Here is a 15,494-nt window from a genome sequence, read left to right on the forward strand (position 1 = left end):
GATGACCACGCCTGAAAACACCACAGTCCCCTCCGCCACGCAGCAGCAGCAAGCGCTGCGGGCCCCCGAGCGGCGCGGCCTGCCGCCGGGGAAAATGCCCGAACTGCGCGTGATGCCCGCCCCTTCCGACGCCAACGTCTACGGCGACGTGTTCGGCGGCTGGATCATGGCCCAGGTGGACATCGCCGGCTCCCTGCCCGCCACCCGGCGCGCCAACGGCCGCGTGGCCACCGTGGCGGTGAATTCCTTCGTATTCAAAAATCCGGTCTTCGTCGGCGATCTGCTGTCCTTTTACGCCGATATCATCAAGGTCGGCAACACCTCCATCACCGTCAACGTGGAAGTGTACGCCGAGCGCAACCGCCTACAGGCCTGCACCGTCAAGGTGACCGAAGCCACGCTGACCTACGTCGCCACCGGCCCGGACCGCAAGCCGCGCCAGGTGCCGCCGCTGGAATCGCTGCTCTAAGCCGCATGCAGCCGGGGCGCCGCATCCTGCTGCTGGGCGGCGCCCGGCTGTCGGCGCTGGCGGCCATGACGGCGGCCGGCGCCACGCTGGCCCGCAGCGCGCCCGAACGCGGCCCGCAGCAAGCCGGCTATCCCTTCTCCCTCGGCGTGGCCTCCGGCTCGCCGCTGCCCACCGCCGTGGTGCTGTGGACCCGCATCCTGTACGACCCGTTCAACGCCGCCGCCATGCCGCCGCTGGCCTTCAGCGTGCGCTGGGAAGTGGCGCGCGACGAAGCCTTCCGCAGCATCGCCGCCAAGGGCACGGCGCTGGCCGCGCCCGAACTGGCGCACAGCGTGCACGTGGACGCGGCGGGCCTGGAACCGGACCGCTGGTACTGGTACCGCTTCATGCTGGGCGACGCCGTCAGTCCCGTGGGCCGCACCCGCACCGCGCCCGCGCCGGACAGCATGCCGTCCGCGCTCAAGCTGGCCGTAGCCTCCTGCCAGCACTGGGAATTCGGCAGCTACGCCGCGCACCGCCACATCGCCGCCGCCGCGCCCGATCTGGTGGCCTTCCTCGGCGACTACATCTACGAATGGGGCCCCTACCAGCGCCAGCATCCGCAGAGCGCAAAGCGGGTGGACGAAAGCTTTACGCTGGAGCAGTACCGCGCCCGCTACGCCCAATACAAGAGCGACCCCGACCTGCAAACGGCCCACCATGCCGCGCCGTGGGTACTCACCTGGGACGACCACGAAGTGGCCAACGACTACGCGGGCGAGCGCGACGAACGCCTGTCCCCGAGCTTCGCCGCGCGCCGCGCCGCCGCCTACCAGGCCTACTACGAGCACCAGCCCATCCGGCTCGACCTGCAAAACGGCGGCTACGGCTCGCTGCGCATGCACCAGCGCTACGACTGGGGCCGGCTGGCGCGCTTCCACGTGCTCGACAACCGCCAGTACCGCACGCCGCAAGCCTGCACCGTGGGGCGAGGCGGCTCGAGTTCCGTCTACTGGCGCGAGTGCGCCGAGCTGCGCGACCCCGCGCGCGAGATGCTGGGCGCCGGCCAGCAGCGCTGGCTGGAGCAGGGGCTGAAGGAATCGAAAGCGCGCTGGAACATCCTGGCGCAGCAGACGCTGATGGCGGGCAGCAGCCAGGTGGCGCTGGAAAAAGACGGCGACGGCCGCTACTGGACCGACGGCTGGGACGGCTATCCAGCCGCGCGCCAGCGCCTGTACGACGCGCTCGAAGCGAGCGGCGCGGCCAACCCGCTGGTGCTCTCCGGCGACGTGCACACTTTCTACGCCGCCGAGCTCACGCGCGACGCGCGCCGCCCGGCCGGCCCCGGCAACCCGGTGCTGGCCAGCGAGTTCTGCGGCACCTCCATCACCTCCAGCTCGCGGCCGCAGGCGCGCACCCAGCAATACGTCGACATGAACCCGCAGCTCAAATACGGCCGCAGCGACAAGCGCGGCTACATGCTGTTCGACATCCGCCCCGAGCGCAGCGGCGTGCTGTTCCAGGGCCTGGCCGACGTCCGCAACCCCGCCAGCCCCATCGCCCCCCTCGCCTCCTTCACCGTTTCCGCAAAAGAAAAAGGAAAAAGGGGTCAGGGTTAATTAAAAGTTGCACTTTTAATTAACCCTGACCCCTTTTTGTTTTTTCAAAAACTAGGCGGCTTGCTTTTCGTCGCGCAGCTGGCGGCGGAGGATTTTGCCGACGTTGGTCTTCGGCAGCTCGTCGCGGAACTCGATGTATTTGGGCTTTTTGTAGGCCGTCAGTTCGTGCTTGCAGAATTCCTGGATGTCTTCGGCAGTCAGGTTCGGGTCCTTGCGCACCACGAACAGCTTGACCGCTTCACCGGAATTCTTGTCCGGCACGCCGATGCACGCCACTTCCAGCACGCCCGGATGCGCCGCCACCACGCCTTCAACTTCATTCGGGTAGACGTTGAAACCGGACACCAGGATCATGTCCTTCTTGCGGTCCACGATGCGGGTGTAGCCGCGCTCGTCCATGATGCCGACGTCGCCGGTCTTGAAGAAGCCGTCCGCCGTCATGGTCTTGGCGGTTTCTTCCGGACGCTGCCAGTAGCCCGCCATCACCTGCGGGCCGCGGATGGCGATTTCGCCCGGCTGGCCCAGCGCCACTTCCACGCCGTCGTCGTCCAGGATCTTGATTTCGGTCGAGGGGATAGGCAGGCCGATGGTGCCGGTGAATTCCTTGATGTCGACCCGGTTGGCGGTGGCCACCGGCGAGGTCTCGGACAGGCCGTAGCCTTCGATGATCGGCGTGCCGGTGAGCTTGAGCCAGCGGTCCGCCACGGCCTGCTGCACGGCCATGCCGCCGCCATTGCACACCTTGTAGCTGGAGAAGTCCAGCTTGGCGAAGTCGGGGTTGTTGAGCAGCGCGTTGTACAGCGTGTTCACGGCCGGGAACACCACCACCGGATACTTGGCCAGCTCCTTGACGAAGCCGGGAATGTCGCGCGGGTTCGGCACCAGGATGTTCAGGCCGCCGAAGCGCATGCCCATGAAGGCGCTGATGGTGAGCGAGTAGATGTGGTACAGCGGCAGCGCGCACACGAACACCACCTGCTTGCCGCTGGTGTCCAGGCCCAGCCAGGCTTCGTTCTGCAGCACATTGGAGATCACATTACGGTGCAGCAGCACGGCGCCTTTGGAAACGCCGGTGGTGCCGCCGGTGTACTGCAGGAAGGCGATGTCTTCATGGCCCAGCTGCACCGGCTGCAGCGTCATGCGCGAGCCTTCGGCCAGCACTTTCTTGAAGCTGACCGCGCTCGGCAGCGAGTAGGCCGGCACCATCTTCTTCACATTGCGCACCACGAAATTGACGATGGCGCCTTTCAGCCCGCCCAGCAGGTCGCCCATGCTGCCCACGATCACGTGCTTGACCTTGGTGTTCGCCAGCACCTGCTCCACCGTGGTGGCGAAGTTCTCCAACACGATGATGGCTTCGGCGCCGGAGTCATTCAGCTGGTGCTGCAGCTCGCGCGGCGTGTACAGCGGGTTGACGTTGACCACCGTGTAGCCGGCGCGCAGGATGCCGGCCATGGCCACCGGATATTGCAGCACATTGGGCAGCATGATGGCCACGCGCGCGCCTTTTTGCAGGCCCTTGCTTTGCAGCCAGGCGCCCAGCTGGCGGGACATCTGGTCCACTTCGCGGTAGGTCAGGAACTTGTCCATGCAGACATAGGCGTTGCGGTCGGCGTACTGACGGAAAGACTCCTCCAGCAAATGCGTCACCGAGCTGTATTGCGTGTTGTCGATTTCCGCAGGTACGCCTTCGGGGTAGGAATTCAACCAAATCTTGTCCATCTGTAGCCTCGTTCAATCATTATTCGATAAAAAAACCGCCTGGCCTGCAGGCGGTTGCACCTGCAGGCCGGCAGTGTTAAGCAGCCTTCTTCTGGCCCACGACTTCGTCGCGCAGCACGCGGCGCAGGATTTTGCCGACGTTGGTCTTCGGCAGCTCGTCGCGGAACTCGATGTATTTCGGCTTCTTGTAACCGGTCAGGTTTTCTTTGCAGTAGGCCATCAGCGTGTCCACGGTCAGGTTCGGGTCCTTGCGCACCACGAACACCTTCACCGCCTCGCCGGAATGCTCGTCCGGCACGCCGACGCAGGCGCACTCCATCACGCCGGGATGAGCGGCGATGACGCCTTCCACTTCGTTCGGGTAGACGTTGAAGCCGGACACCAGCACCATGTCCTTCTTGCGGTCCACAATCTTCACATAGCCGCGCGCGTCCATCACGCCCACGTCGCCGGACTTGAAGTAGCCGTCCGGCGTCATGACCTTGGCGGTTTCGTCCGGGCGGTTCCAATAGCCCGCCATCACCTGCGGGCCGCGGATGGCGATCTCGCCCGGCTGGCCCAGCGCCACTTCCTTGCCGTCGTCGTCCAGGATGGCGATGTCGGTCGACGGCACAGGCAGGCCGATGGTGGCGGTGAACTCGGTGCCGTCGGCGCGGTTGCAGGTGGCCGTGGGCGAGGTCTCGGACAGGCCGTAGCCTTCGATTATCGGCACGCCGGTCACCTTCAGCCACTTGTCGTTGACGGCCTGCTGCACCGCCATGCCGCCGCCATTGCAGATCACCACGCCGGAGAAGTCCAGCTTGGCGAACTCGGGGTGGTTCACCAGCGCGTTGTACAGCGTGTTCACGGCCGGCAGCATATTGAACTTGTACTTGGACAGTTCCTTGATGAAGCCGCCGATGTCGCGCGGATTAGGTATCAGGATGTTCATCGCGCCCATGCGCATGCCCCACATGGCGCACGCCGTCAGCGCGAAGATGTGGTACAGCGGCAGCGCGCAGACGATGGTGAGCGGCTCGCTGGCCGGCAGCGTCTTCAGGCGCGGCTGCGCCCAGGCTTCGTTCTGCAGCAGGTTGCCCACGATGTTGCGGTGGGTCAGCGTGGCGCCCTTGGACACGCCGGTGGTGCCGCCCGTGTACTGCAGGAAGGCCACGTCGGAAGCCTGCAGGTCCACCGGCACGAACTTCATGCCCGCACCCTGCGACAGCGCGTCCTTGAAGCGCACCGCGTTCGGCAGCGAGAAGGCCGGCACCATTTTCTTCACGTTGCGCACCACGAAGTTGACGATCACGCCCTTCAGGCCGCCCAGCATTTCGCCCATGCTGGCCACCACGATATGCTTGACCTTGGTGCGCGGCAGCACCTGCTCCAGCGTAGTGGCAAAGTTTTCGAGGATGAGGATGGCTTCGGCGCCGGAGTCGTTCAGCTGGTGCTCCAGCTCGCGCGGCGTGTACAGCGGATTGACGTTGACCACGGTATAGCCGGCGCGCAGGATGGCCGCGATGGCGATCGGGTACTGCAGCACATTGGGCATCATCACCGCCACGCGCGCGCCCTTTTTCAGGCTGCGGCTTTGCAGCCAGGCCGCCAGGCGCTTCGAGTAGCTGTCCAGCTCGGCATACGTGAGGAATTTATCCATGCACACGTAAGCGTTGCGGTCCGCATACTTCTGGAAAGACTCCTCCAGCAGATGCACCAGCGAGCGGTATTGGTTCGGATCAATCTCCGCCGGCACGCCGGGGGGGTACGACTGCAGCCAAATTTTCTCCATCCTGTGCCTCGTCTCTTAATATGTTTTTTTGGGTGGCAAACAAAAATAGTACGCTCGTACACAAACTGAGTAAGATGCTATCGGGCGCAACGCTAGTATGCAAGCGCTTTTGCAGATTTCGAACCCCTGCTCTATCGATGACTGCCCCGGCCAGATCTGCTGCGGCGCAGCAAATTTCACCGTTCCGGCGAAGCTATCGATTGCGTAGCGACCGTATCGGGCTGGGGTGGCGGCGGCTGCCCCAGATGCAGCAGGCGAGCCTGCCGTTCGGACAAGCTCAGAGTAGACATGCCTTGCACCGCAGCATAAAAACGCGGGAAGGTTTTTTCCTGCACCAGCAAGGCGCGGAAGCCCGGTAAAAAATCATTATAGGTTGCAACAGATGCAAGATGGGCGTTGTTGAGCGGCTCGGCGAAGAAGCGATCATAGCCCGTGTAGCCGCCCCAGCTGTTGATCTTCATCAGCCGGTATTCCTCTTTCAGCGCGGCGAAGATGCGCAGCTTCTCCTCGTGCTTTTTCTTGTCGCTGACCTTGCGCGCATAGTTCGACGCCAGCAGCGCGCGGTGCCGCACCAGCAGGTCCAGGAAGTCGCGCCGGCGCGCGCTGTAGCGGTCATAGGCCTCGCGCATGGCCGGGTTGCCGTACATGTCCAGCCAGCGCTGCACGCCGGCCTCCTCCACCGCCGTGGCGAAGGCTTCGTTGAAACGCGAGTCGCCCTGCATATAGGCCACCTGGTGCGCCAGCTCGTGGAACACCATGCGCGCCAGTTCGGCGTCCGAATAATTGATGAAGGAGGACAGCAGCGGGTCGCTGAACCAGCCCAGTGTGGAATAGGCCGGCACGCCGCCCAGCTGCACGTCGTTGCCCTCCTTGCGCAGTTCGTCGGCGTAGGCTTCCGCATCCTCCTTGCTGTAGTAGCCGCGGTAGCTGACGCAGCCCGCCACCGGGAAGCACCACTGGATGGGGCGCAGCGACAGCGAGGGCGTGGCCACCACGTTCCACAGCACGTAGGGGCGGTTCAGGGCGGCGTAGTTGCGGTAGCTGGCATTGTCCGGCAGGCCCAGTTCCTTGACGGCGAAGCGGCGTATCAGCAGCGCCTTTTCCAGGCGCGCCTTGAGTTTGGGGTCGGTAGTGGGGTCGCCCAGCCAGTCTTCGATGGGGCGGGCTTCGGACCAGAGCGCGTACTGGCCCTGGGCCGCCTGGAAGTAGTACTTAAACTGGGCGCAGCCGGCCAGCATCAATGCGCACGCCCCCGCCGCCAGCCAGAATCTGGCGCGCATTAACTGTCGGGCAAATTTGCGCATTGTTCACTCTCAAGCGGCTTTCTCCACTTGGACCAGTGTATCGTAAAAAGTCGGCGCGCGGCCCATATCGGTAAGGCGCTGGCTGGTCACTTCGTTGGCGTTCTTGCCGTCGCCGGCGAGCTTCTTCCACCATACGGACAGGCCCACCACGAGGCCCGCGCGGGCCTTGTCGGTGACCCGCAATTTACATACGAATGAGCCACGATCGTTGTATATGCGCACCATTTCACCGTGCGCCACGCCGCGCGCGGCCGCGTCGTCCGGGTGCATGTCCAGCTGCGGCTCGCCCTCGGTGGCGCGCAAGCTGGTCACATTGACAAAAGTGGAGTTCAGGAAGTTGCGCTGCGGCGGGGAGATCATCGCCAGCGGGTAGCGCGCGGCCAGTTCCGGATTGCTGGCGCGCGATTCGTAGGGCGCGATATAGGCCGGCACCGGATCCAGGCCGTCGGCCAGCATCTGCGCCGAATAGAACTCGCATTTGCCGGACGGCGTGGGGAAGCCGCCCTGCGCGAACGGCGCGGACGGCATGTTCAGGCGCTGCCAGCCCTTGCGCTTGAGCGACTCCCAGTCGAAGTGGATGGCGCGGCTGTCTTTCGCGTCGAAGCTCTGCGCCGCCAGTTCCTCGTCGCTCTCGCGGAAGCAGGGGTCGTCCAGCCCCATGCGCGCGGCCAGCAGGCGGAAGATCTCCGTGTTCGGCTTGGCCTCGCCCATGGGGGCGACGGCTGCGTTATTGGCCATTATGTACAGGTGGCCGTAGGAGGTGTGCACGTCCACGTGTTCCAGCTGCGTGGTGGCGGGCAGCACGATGTCGGCGTAGTCGGCGGTGTCGGTCTGGAAGTGCTCCAGCACCACCGTGAACAGGTCCTCGCGCGCAAAACCGGCCGCCACCTTGGGCGAATCCGGCGCCACCGCCACCGGGTTGGAGTTGTACACGATAACCGCCTCGATCTGCGGGCCGAACTCCGGCGACGCGGGGCGCAGCAAGTCGTCGCCTATGGTGGACATATTGATGGTGCGCGGCATGCGGGCGTGCTGGCGCAGCATGTCCGTGCCTTGCAACAGCGCCTTGTTGGACGGGAAGGAACCGCTGGAGGACAGCTGCACGCCGCCGGCCGCATGGCGCCAGGCGCCCACCAGCGCAGGCAGGCAGGCGATATTGCGCACCGCCATGCCGCCACCGCGCACGCGCTGCACGCCGTAGTTGGTGCGGATGGCGACCGGTTCGCCCTGCTTTGCCATGCCGCCGTACAAACGCGCCAGCTCCACCACTTCCTGCACCGTGATGCCGCAGGTTTCGGCGGTGCGCTCCGGCGTCCATTCCGCCGCGCGCGCCTTCAGCTGCTCGAAGCCCAACGTGTATTGCGCAATGTAATCGTGGTCCAGCAGGTCTTCGGCGATCAGCACATGCATCATGCCCAAGGCCAGCGCCGCGTCGGTGCCCGGCAGCAGGGCGATGTGCTGGTGGCACTTCTCGGCCGTCAGCGAGCGGTAGGGGTCGATGGCGATCAGCTTGGCGCCGTTGCGCTTGGCCGCTTGCGCGCGGGTCCAGAAATGCAGGTTGGAAGCGATGGGATTGCCGCCCCAGATAATGATCAGCTTGGCGTCCTGGAAATGCTCCAGGTCGGTGCCGATGGAGCCGCCCACCGTGTATTTGTAGCCGGTGGCGCCGGCCGTGGCGCAAATGGTGCGGTCCAGCAGCGAGGCGCCCAGCTTGTGGAAGAAGCGGCCCGACATGGCCTCGCCCTGCAGCAGCCCCATGGTGCCGGCGTAGCTGTACGGCAGCAGCGCTTCCGGCGCGCGGGCAACGATGGGCTTCAGCCTGGCGGCGATGGTGTCCAGCGCCTCGTCCCAGCTGATGCGCTCGAACTTGCCCTCGCCCTTCTTGCCCACGCGGCGCAGCGGGTGCAGCAGGCGGTCCGCATGGTAGGTGCGCTCGGCGTAGCGCGCCACTTTCGTGCACAGCACGCCGCCGGTGGGCGGGTGGTCCGGGTCGCCCTTCACTTCGGTGGCGACGCCGTCCTCCACGGTGACGATGAGGGCGCAGGTGTCGGGACAATCGTGCGGGCAGGCGGCACGGACGTGGCTGGTAGTGGTGGTCATGGCGTAGGCTGGCGGGTCCGGAAAAACAAACGTCGAAAGCGCTATCGTAAACGATTCCGGGCGCCCCCATCCGGCAGCGGCTAAGGCTACAATGGCTATACCGCTATGTGGCATAACGTCTTATCAAGACGTGCAGCAAGAACATAATACTGGAGAGCCCAGAATGAAACTTGTAGAACCGATTATTGCGTTCCAATCCGAGCTGCAGCAGATCCGGCGCGATCTGCACGCGCACCCGGAACTTTGCTATGAGGAAGTACGCACTTCCGACGTGGTGGCCGCCAAGCTGGCCGAATGGGGCATCCCCGTGGTGCGCGGGCTGGGCCTGACCGGCGTGGTCGGCATCATCAAGAACGGCACCTCGGAGCGCGCCATCGGCCTGCGCGCCGACATGGACGCCTTGCCCATGCAGGAGATCAACACCTTCGCGCATGCCTCCAGGCACCCCGGCAAGATGCACGCCTGCGGCCACGACGGCCACACCGCCATGCTGCTGGGCGCGGCGCACCACCTGGCGCAACAGCGTGATTTCGACGGCACGGTCTACCTGATCTTCCAGCCGGCCGAAGAAGGCGGCGCCGGCGCGCGCCGCATGATAGAGGACGGCCTGTTCGAGCGCTTCCCCATGGAGGCGGTGTACGGCATGCACAACTGGCCCGGCATGCCGGCCGGCGCCTTCGGCGTGTGCGAAGGCCCGATGATGGCGTCCAGCAATGAATTCCATGTGACCATACGCGGCAAGGGCGCGCACGCAGCCCAGCCGCACAAGGGCATCGATCCCATCATGGTGGCGGTGCAGATTGCGCAAGCCTGGCAAACCATTATCACGCGCAATAAGAGCCCGCTCGATACGGCGGTGCTGTCCATCACGCAGATCCACGCGGGCAGCGCAACCAATGTCATCCCCGACGACGCCAAGATGGTGGGCACGGTGCGCACCTTCACCACCGGCGTGCTGGACCTGGTGGAGCAGCGCATGCGCGTGCTGGCCGAGAACATCGCAGCGGGCTTCGACGCCGAGGTGGATTTCGCCTTCAAACGGAACTATCCGCCGCTGGTGAACCACGCCAAGGAAACGCAGTTCGCGGTGGAAGTGATGAAGGCCGTGGCCGGCGCAGACAAGGTGGACAGCCAGGTCGAGCCGACCATGGGCGCGGAGGACTTCGCCTTCTTCCTGCAGGAAAAGCCGGGCTGCTACATCTTCCTGGGCAACGGCGACGGCGACCACCGCGACGGCGGCCACGGCCTGGGTCCCTGCGTGCTGCACAACGGCAGCTACGACTTCAACGACAACCTGCTGCCCATAGGCGCCAGCTTCTGGGTGCGGCTGGCGGAAACGGCGCTGCCGCTTGCACGCTGAGCCTGGCGGGTTACGGCGCCCCCAGCTCGGCGCCCCCACCAAACCCGCCCCACGGTCCTCAACGCGGCCGGGCGCGTAGGGCGGGTTAGCGGCAACGCCGCGTAACCCGCCGTCACGGCAGCTGATCCGCCCCCTCCCCCACGCGGTGCCCGGTATTGAGCTGCTCCAAAGCCAGCAGCGCCGCCGAGTGATCCGCGTGCGGAAACACATCCGCAATCGCCTCATAGCGCCGCGTCACCAGCTCCGTCACCGGAAGCTGCACGCCCGCCGCAGCCGCTGCAGCCAGGATGTTGTTCTGGTCCTTGAGCTGGGTGCGCACCTGTCCGCCCGGCATGAAATTGCGCTCCAGCATGCGCTGGCCATGTACTTCCAGTATCTTGCTCTCTGCAAAACCCCCCCGTATCGCCGACCGCACGGCAGCAGGGTCCGCGCCAGCCGCCTGCGCCAGCAGCAGCGCCTCCGCAATGATGTTCAGCGTGCCGCCCACGATCAGCTGGTTGCACAGTTTCGCCACCTGCCCGCTGCCCGCCGGCCCCACCAGCGTGGCGCGGCCCATGGCGGCGAACACCGGCTCGGCGCGCGCAAAATCCTCCGCATCGCCGCCCGCCATGATGGCCAGCGTGCCCGCCTGCGCACCGCCCACGCCGCCCGACACCGGCGCGTCCACAAAGCGGCAGCCGCCCGCCGTCAGCCGCGCGTGGAAGGCCTGCGCCTCGGACTGGCGCGTGGAACTCATGTCTATCCACAGCGCGCCGGGCCGCAGCGCCGGCAGGGCGGCGTCGATTACCAGGCCCACCACCGGCCCGGCCTCCAGCATGGAAATCACGATGTCCGCCGAACTCACGGCATCGTCCAGATCGGCCACCGGCATGGCGCCGAATTCAGCCAGCGGCTCGGCCTTGCTGGCCGTGCGGTTCCAGACCGTGACGGCGAAACCGGCGCGCAGCAAACAGCGCACCATGGGCTCTCCCATCAAGCCGATACCAAGAAATGAAATTTGCGTTGACAATGTGTTGACTCCTGAGTGAACAATATTGAGCATGTACTAACAATATTAGCGCCTCCAGAACGATTTTGTGAATCTCGGTAAAATGAAGGACTGCTATATAACTCGACATATAGCATTGACACTGAAAGTAGCCATGCAAATCAAAAAACTCCTCGCGGCCACCGCCGCACTTCTGGCAACGCAAGCAGCGTTTGCCGGCGACAAACTGGTCGACACATCCTACGTCGAATACGCCAGCGCCTCCAAAATCCAGATGGCGCGTATCGGCGCCACCTCGGACTGGAACAAGCAGTGGTTCCCGTCCAACGGCAGCAGCCTGAGCGGCTACTGGGACGCCAGCTTCGGCGCCTGGCACGGTACCAAGGCCAACAATGTTCCAGGCGCGACCCAGAACCTGGTCGACATCGGCCTGACGCCGGTGTTCCGCTACGGCGCGGACAACAAGAAGGGCTTCTATGTCGAAGGCGGCATCGGCGTGCATGTGTTGTCCAAGCTGTACAACAACAACGACGACAAGCTGGCCACGGCCTTCCAGTTCGGCGACCACATCGGCGTGGGCTATGTGTTCAACAACAACTGGGAAGTGGCCGCCAAGATCCAGCACTTCTCGAACGGCGGCATCAAGAAGCCGAACAGCGGCGTCGATTACGCCGTGGTGAAGCTGGCCTACCGCTACTAAGCATGGTCAGGGAGCCTCCGCTGCGGCGGAGGTTTTTTTTCGTGCGCGCAAATGCAAAAAAGCCCACCAAGATCACTTGGTGGGCTTTTTCTTTATAACTAGCCTGACGATAACCTACTTTCACACTGGTTGCAGCACTATCATCGGCGCAAAATCGTTTCACGGTCCTGTTCGGGATGGGAAGGGGTGGGACCGATTTGCTATGGTCATCAGGCTTTGACTTGTACGCTGCGTGCTATGGCACGCAGCTGCAATCTGGAAGAAGTAAATTCGGGTAGTAATTCAAACACAGGCAAATGCGATATAACCGTCAAGGTTATAGGGACAAGCCTTACGGGCAATTAGTACTGGTTAGCTTAATGCATTACTGCACTTCCACACCCAGCCTATCAACGTCCTGGTCTCGAACGACCCTTCAAGGAGCTTAAAGCTCCGGGAAATCTCATCTCAAGGCAAGTTTCCCGCTTAGATGCTTTCAGCGGTTATCTCTTCCGAACTTAGCTACCCGGCAATGCCACTGGCGTGACAACCGGTACACCAGAGGTTCGTCCACTCCGGTCCTCTCGTACTAGGAGCAGCCCCCTTCAAATTTCCAACGCCCACGGCAGATAGGGACCAAACTGTCTCACGACGTTTTAAACCCAGCTCACGTACCACTTTAAATGGCGAACAGCCATACCCTTGGGACCGGCTACAGCCCCAGGATGTGATGAGCCGACATCGAGGTGCCAAACTCCCCCGTCGATATGAACTCTTGGGAGGAATCAGCCTGTTATCCCCAGAGTACCTTTTATCCGTTGAGCGATGGCCCTTCCATACAGAACCACCGGATCACTATGTCCTACTTTCGTACCTGCTCGACTTGTCGGTCTCGCAGTTAAGCACGCTTATGCCATTGCACTATCATCACGATGTCCGACCGTAATTAGCGTACCTTCGAACTCCTCCGTTACACTTTAGGAGGAGACCGCCCCAGTCAAACTGCCTACCATGCACTGTCCCCGATCCGGATTACGGACCAAGGTTAGAACCTCAAACAAACCAGGGTGGTATTTCAAGGTTGGCTCCACGAGAACTGGCGTCCCCGCTTCAAAGCCTCCCACCTATCCTACACAGATTGGTTCAAAGTCCAATGCAAAGCTACAGTAAAGGTTCATGGGGTCTTTCCGTCTAGCCGCGGGTAGATTGCATCATCACAAACACTTCAACTTCGCTGAGTCTCGGGAGGAGACAGTGTGGCCATCGTTACGCCATTCGTGCAGGTCGGAACTTACCCGACAAGGAATTTCGCTACCTTAGGACCGTTATAGTTACGGCCGCCGTTTACTGGGACTTCAATCAAGAGCTTGCACCCCATCATTTAATCTTCCAGCACCGGGCAGGCGTCACACCCTATACGTCCACTTTCGTGTTTGCAGAGTGCTGTGTTTTTATTAAACAGTCGCAGCCACCAGTTTATTGCAACCCTTTCGCCCTACTGAAGTAAATCAGCCAAGCTACCGGGGCGTACCTTTTCCCGAAGTTACGGTACCAATTTGCCGAGTTCCTTCTCCCGAGTTCTCTCAAGCGCCTTAGAATACTCATCTCGCCCACCTGTGTCGGTTTGCGGTACGGTCTCGTATGACTGAAGCTTAGAGGCTTTTCTTGGAACCACTTCCGATTGCTACGTGCACAAGTGCACTCGTCCCACTCCCTTGAATTACGCGCCCGGATTTGCCTAAGCGCCTTCTATGAAGCAGAAACTGACTATTCCAACAGTCAGACAACCTTCCGCGATCCGTCCCCCCATCGCATCATACGACGGTGCAGGAATATTAACCTGCTTCCCATCAGCTACGCATCTCTGCCTCGCCTTAGGGGCCGACTCACCCTGCTCCGATGAACGTTGAACAGGAAACCTTGGGCTTACGGCGTGGGGGCTTTTCACCCCCATTATCGCTACTCATGTCAGCATTCGCACTTCTGATACCTCCAGCATCCTTTACAAGACACCTTCGCAGGCTTACAGAACGCTCTCCTACCATATCCTTGCGGATATCCGCAGCTTCGGTGACTGGCTTAGCCCCGTTACATCTTCCGCGCAGGACGACTCGATCAGTGAGCTATTACGCTTTCTTTAAATGATGGCTGCTTCTAAGCCAACATCCTGACTGTTTTAGCCTTCCCACTTCGTTTTCCACTTAGCCAATCTTTGGGACCTTAGCTGGCGGTCTGGGTTGTTTCCCTCTTGACGCCGGACGTTAGCACCCGACGTCTGTCTCCCAAGCTCGCACTCATCGGTATTCGGAGTTTGCAATGGTTTGGTAAGTCGCGATGACCCCCTAGCCATAACAGTGCTCTACCCCCGATGGTGATACTTGAGGCACTACCTAAATAGTTTTCGGAGAGAACCAGCTATTTCCAAGTTTGTTTAGCCTTTCACCCCTACCCACAGCTCATCCCCTAATTTTTCAACATTAGTGGGTTCGGTCCTCCAGTGCGTGTTACCGCACCTTCAACCTGGCCATGGGTAGATCACTTGGTTTCGGGTCTACACCCAGCGACTGGCGCCCTGTTCGGACTCGATTTCTCTACGGCTCCCCAATCTGGTTAACCTTGCCACTGAATGTAAGTCGCTGACCCATTATACAAAAGGTACGCAGTCACGGAACAAGTCCGCTCCTACTGTTTGTATGCACACGGTTTCAGGATCTATTTCACTCCCCTCCCGGGGTTCTTTTCGCCTTTCCCTCACGGTACTGGTTCACTATCGGTCGATTACGAGTATTTAGCCTTGGAGGATGGTCCCCCCATATTCAGACAGGATTTCTCGTGTCCCGCCCTACTTGTCGCATACTTAGTTCCACACATCGCATTTCGTGTACGGGGCTATCACCCGCTATGGCCGCCATTTCCAGAGCGTTCCACTATGCGTCATGCTAAATCATGCAGGCTCATCCCATTTCGCTCGCCACTACTTTGGGAATCTCGGTTGATTTATTTTCCTGCAGCTACTTAGATGTTTCAGTTCGCCGCGTTCGCTTTGCATGCCTATGTATTCAGCATGCAATGACCTAAAAGGCCGGGTTTCCCCATTCGGAAATCCTCGGATCAAAGCTTGTTTGTCAGCTCCCCGAGGCTTATCGCAGACTTCTACGTCCTTCATCGCCTGTAATCGCCAAGGCATCCACCATGTGCACTTATTCACTTGTCCCTATAACCTTGACGGCTATCGGTATCAAGCATTTACTACTGTGTTTGATGATTTATCTACTACCCTGAATATCTTGCGATATTCAATAAATCTTTACTTCTTCCAAATTGTTAAAGAACGATACTACTTAAACCTAAACGTCTGATCGCTTACGTTTAAACAGTAAAACTGGTAGGGCTGGTTGGACTCGAACCAACGACCCCCGCGTTATCAACACGGTGCTCTAACCAGCTGAGCTACAGCCCCAGAAAACGTTCTCTTTAAAAACAGCCGATAAGTGTGAGCGTTT

The 15,494-nt window shown here is 61.7% G+C and carries 9 protein-coding genes, 1 tRNA gene and 2 rRNA genes; 4 read left to right on the forward strand and 8 right to left on the reverse strand.

Annotated features, from left to right (window positions below; all coding sequences use genetic code 11):
• Position 1: 1 nt before the first annotated feature.
• Positions 2-469, forward strand: a complete 468-nt coding sequence (locus KT882_RS30310) for an acyl-CoA thioesterase (protein ID WP_371869327.1) — start codon at positions 2-4, stop codon at positions 467-469.
• Positions 470-474: 5 nt separating this feature from the next.
• The gene (locus tag KT882_RS30315) at positions 475-2,067 is read left to right on the forward strand and encodes an alkaline phosphatase D family protein (protein WP_161071094.1); all 1,593 of its coding nucleotides are present in this window, start codon (positions 475-477) and stop codon (positions 2,065-2,067) included.
• 51 nt (positions 2,068-2,118) lie between these two features.
• On the opposite strand, the gene KT882_RS30320 is transcribed toward KT882_RS30315, so the two are convergent.
• The 4 genes from KT882_RS30320 to KT882_RS30335 all read right to left on the reverse strand — a co-directional run bounded on the left by KT882_RS30320 (position 2,119) and on the right by KT882_RS30335 (position 8,964).
• Complete coding sequence (locus KT882_RS30320; RefSeq protein WP_161071095.1) at positions 2,119-3,789, reverse strand: long-chain fatty acid--CoA ligase; 1,671 nt, start codon at positions 3,787-3,789, stop codon at positions 2,119-2,121.
• Positions 3,790-3,865: 76 nt separating this feature from the next.
• Entirely contained in the window at positions 3,866-5,560 is a 1,695-nt protein-coding gene (locus tag KT882_RS30325; protein ID WP_161071096.1) for a long-chain fatty acid--CoA ligase, read from the reverse strand.
• 176 nt (positions 5,561-5,736) lie between these two features.
• Positions 5,737-6,840 (reverse strand): aminopeptidase, encoded by a 1,104-nt coding sequence (locus tag KT882_RS30330; RefSeq protein WP_228894043.1) that lies wholly within the window; start codon positions 6,838-6,840, stop codon positions 5,737-5,739.
• A gap of 33 nt (positions 6,841-6,873) precedes the next feature.
• Positions 6,874-8,964, reverse strand: a complete 2,091-nt coding sequence (locus KT882_RS30335) for a molybdopterin-containing oxidoreductase family protein (RefSeq protein ID WP_228894044.1) — start codon at positions 8,962-8,964, stop codon at positions 6,874-6,876.
• 163 nt (positions 8,965-9,127) lie between these two features.
• Here KT882_RS30335 and KT882_RS30340 point away from each other — a divergent pair, with 163 nt between their 5' ends.
• Positions 9,128-10,324: a M20 aminoacylase family protein gene (locus KT882_RS30340; protein ID WP_161071099.1), complete on the forward strand. Its 1,197-nt coding sequence runs from the start codon at positions 9,128-9,130 to the stop codon at positions 10,322-10,324.
• Positions 10,325-10,436: 112 nt separating this feature from the next.
• On the opposite strand, the gene KT882_RS30345 is transcribed toward KT882_RS30340, so the two are convergent.
• Positions 10,437-11,366 carry an NAD(P)-dependent oxidoreductase gene (locus KT882_RS30345; protein WP_161071100.1) on the reverse strand — a complete coding sequence of 310 codons (930 nt, stop codon included), beginning with the start codon at positions 11,364-11,366 and terminating at the stop codon, positions 10,437-10,439.
• 100 nt (positions 11,367-11,466) lie between these two features.
• Here KT882_RS30345 and KT882_RS30350 point away from each other — a divergent pair, with 100 nt between their 5' ends.
• On the forward strand, positions 11,467-12,012 hold the full coding sequence (locus tag KT882_RS30350; protein ID WP_161071101.1) for an acyloxyacyl hydrolase: 546 nt from the start codon (positions 11,467-11,469) through the stop codon (positions 12,010-12,012).
• Positions 12,013-12,113: 101 nt separating this feature from the next.
• Here the strand turns inward: KT882_RS30350 and rrf are convergent.
• The 3 genes from rrf to KT882_RS30365 all read right to left on the reverse strand — a co-directional run bounded on the left by rrf (position 12,114) and on the right by KT882_RS30365 (position 15,451).
• Positions 12,114-12,226: ribosomal RNA gene (gene rrf, locus KT882_RS30355) — 5S ribosomal RNA — on the reverse strand.
• 106 nt (positions 12,227-12,332) lie between these two features.
• Positions 12,333-15,205: ribosomal RNA gene (locus KT882_RS30360) — 23S ribosomal RNA — on the reverse strand.
• 169 nt (positions 15,206-15,374) lie between these two features.
• Positions 15,375-15,451, reverse strand: a tRNA-Ile gene (locus KT882_RS30365).
• Positions 15,452-15,494: the final 43 nt, after the last annotated feature.

The sequence above is a fragment of the Pseudoduganella aquatica genome, assembly GCF_020865585.1.
Classification (GTDB): Bacteria; Pseudomonadota; Gammaproteobacteria; order Burkholderiales; family Burkholderiaceae_D; genus Rugamonas; species Rugamonas aquatica_A.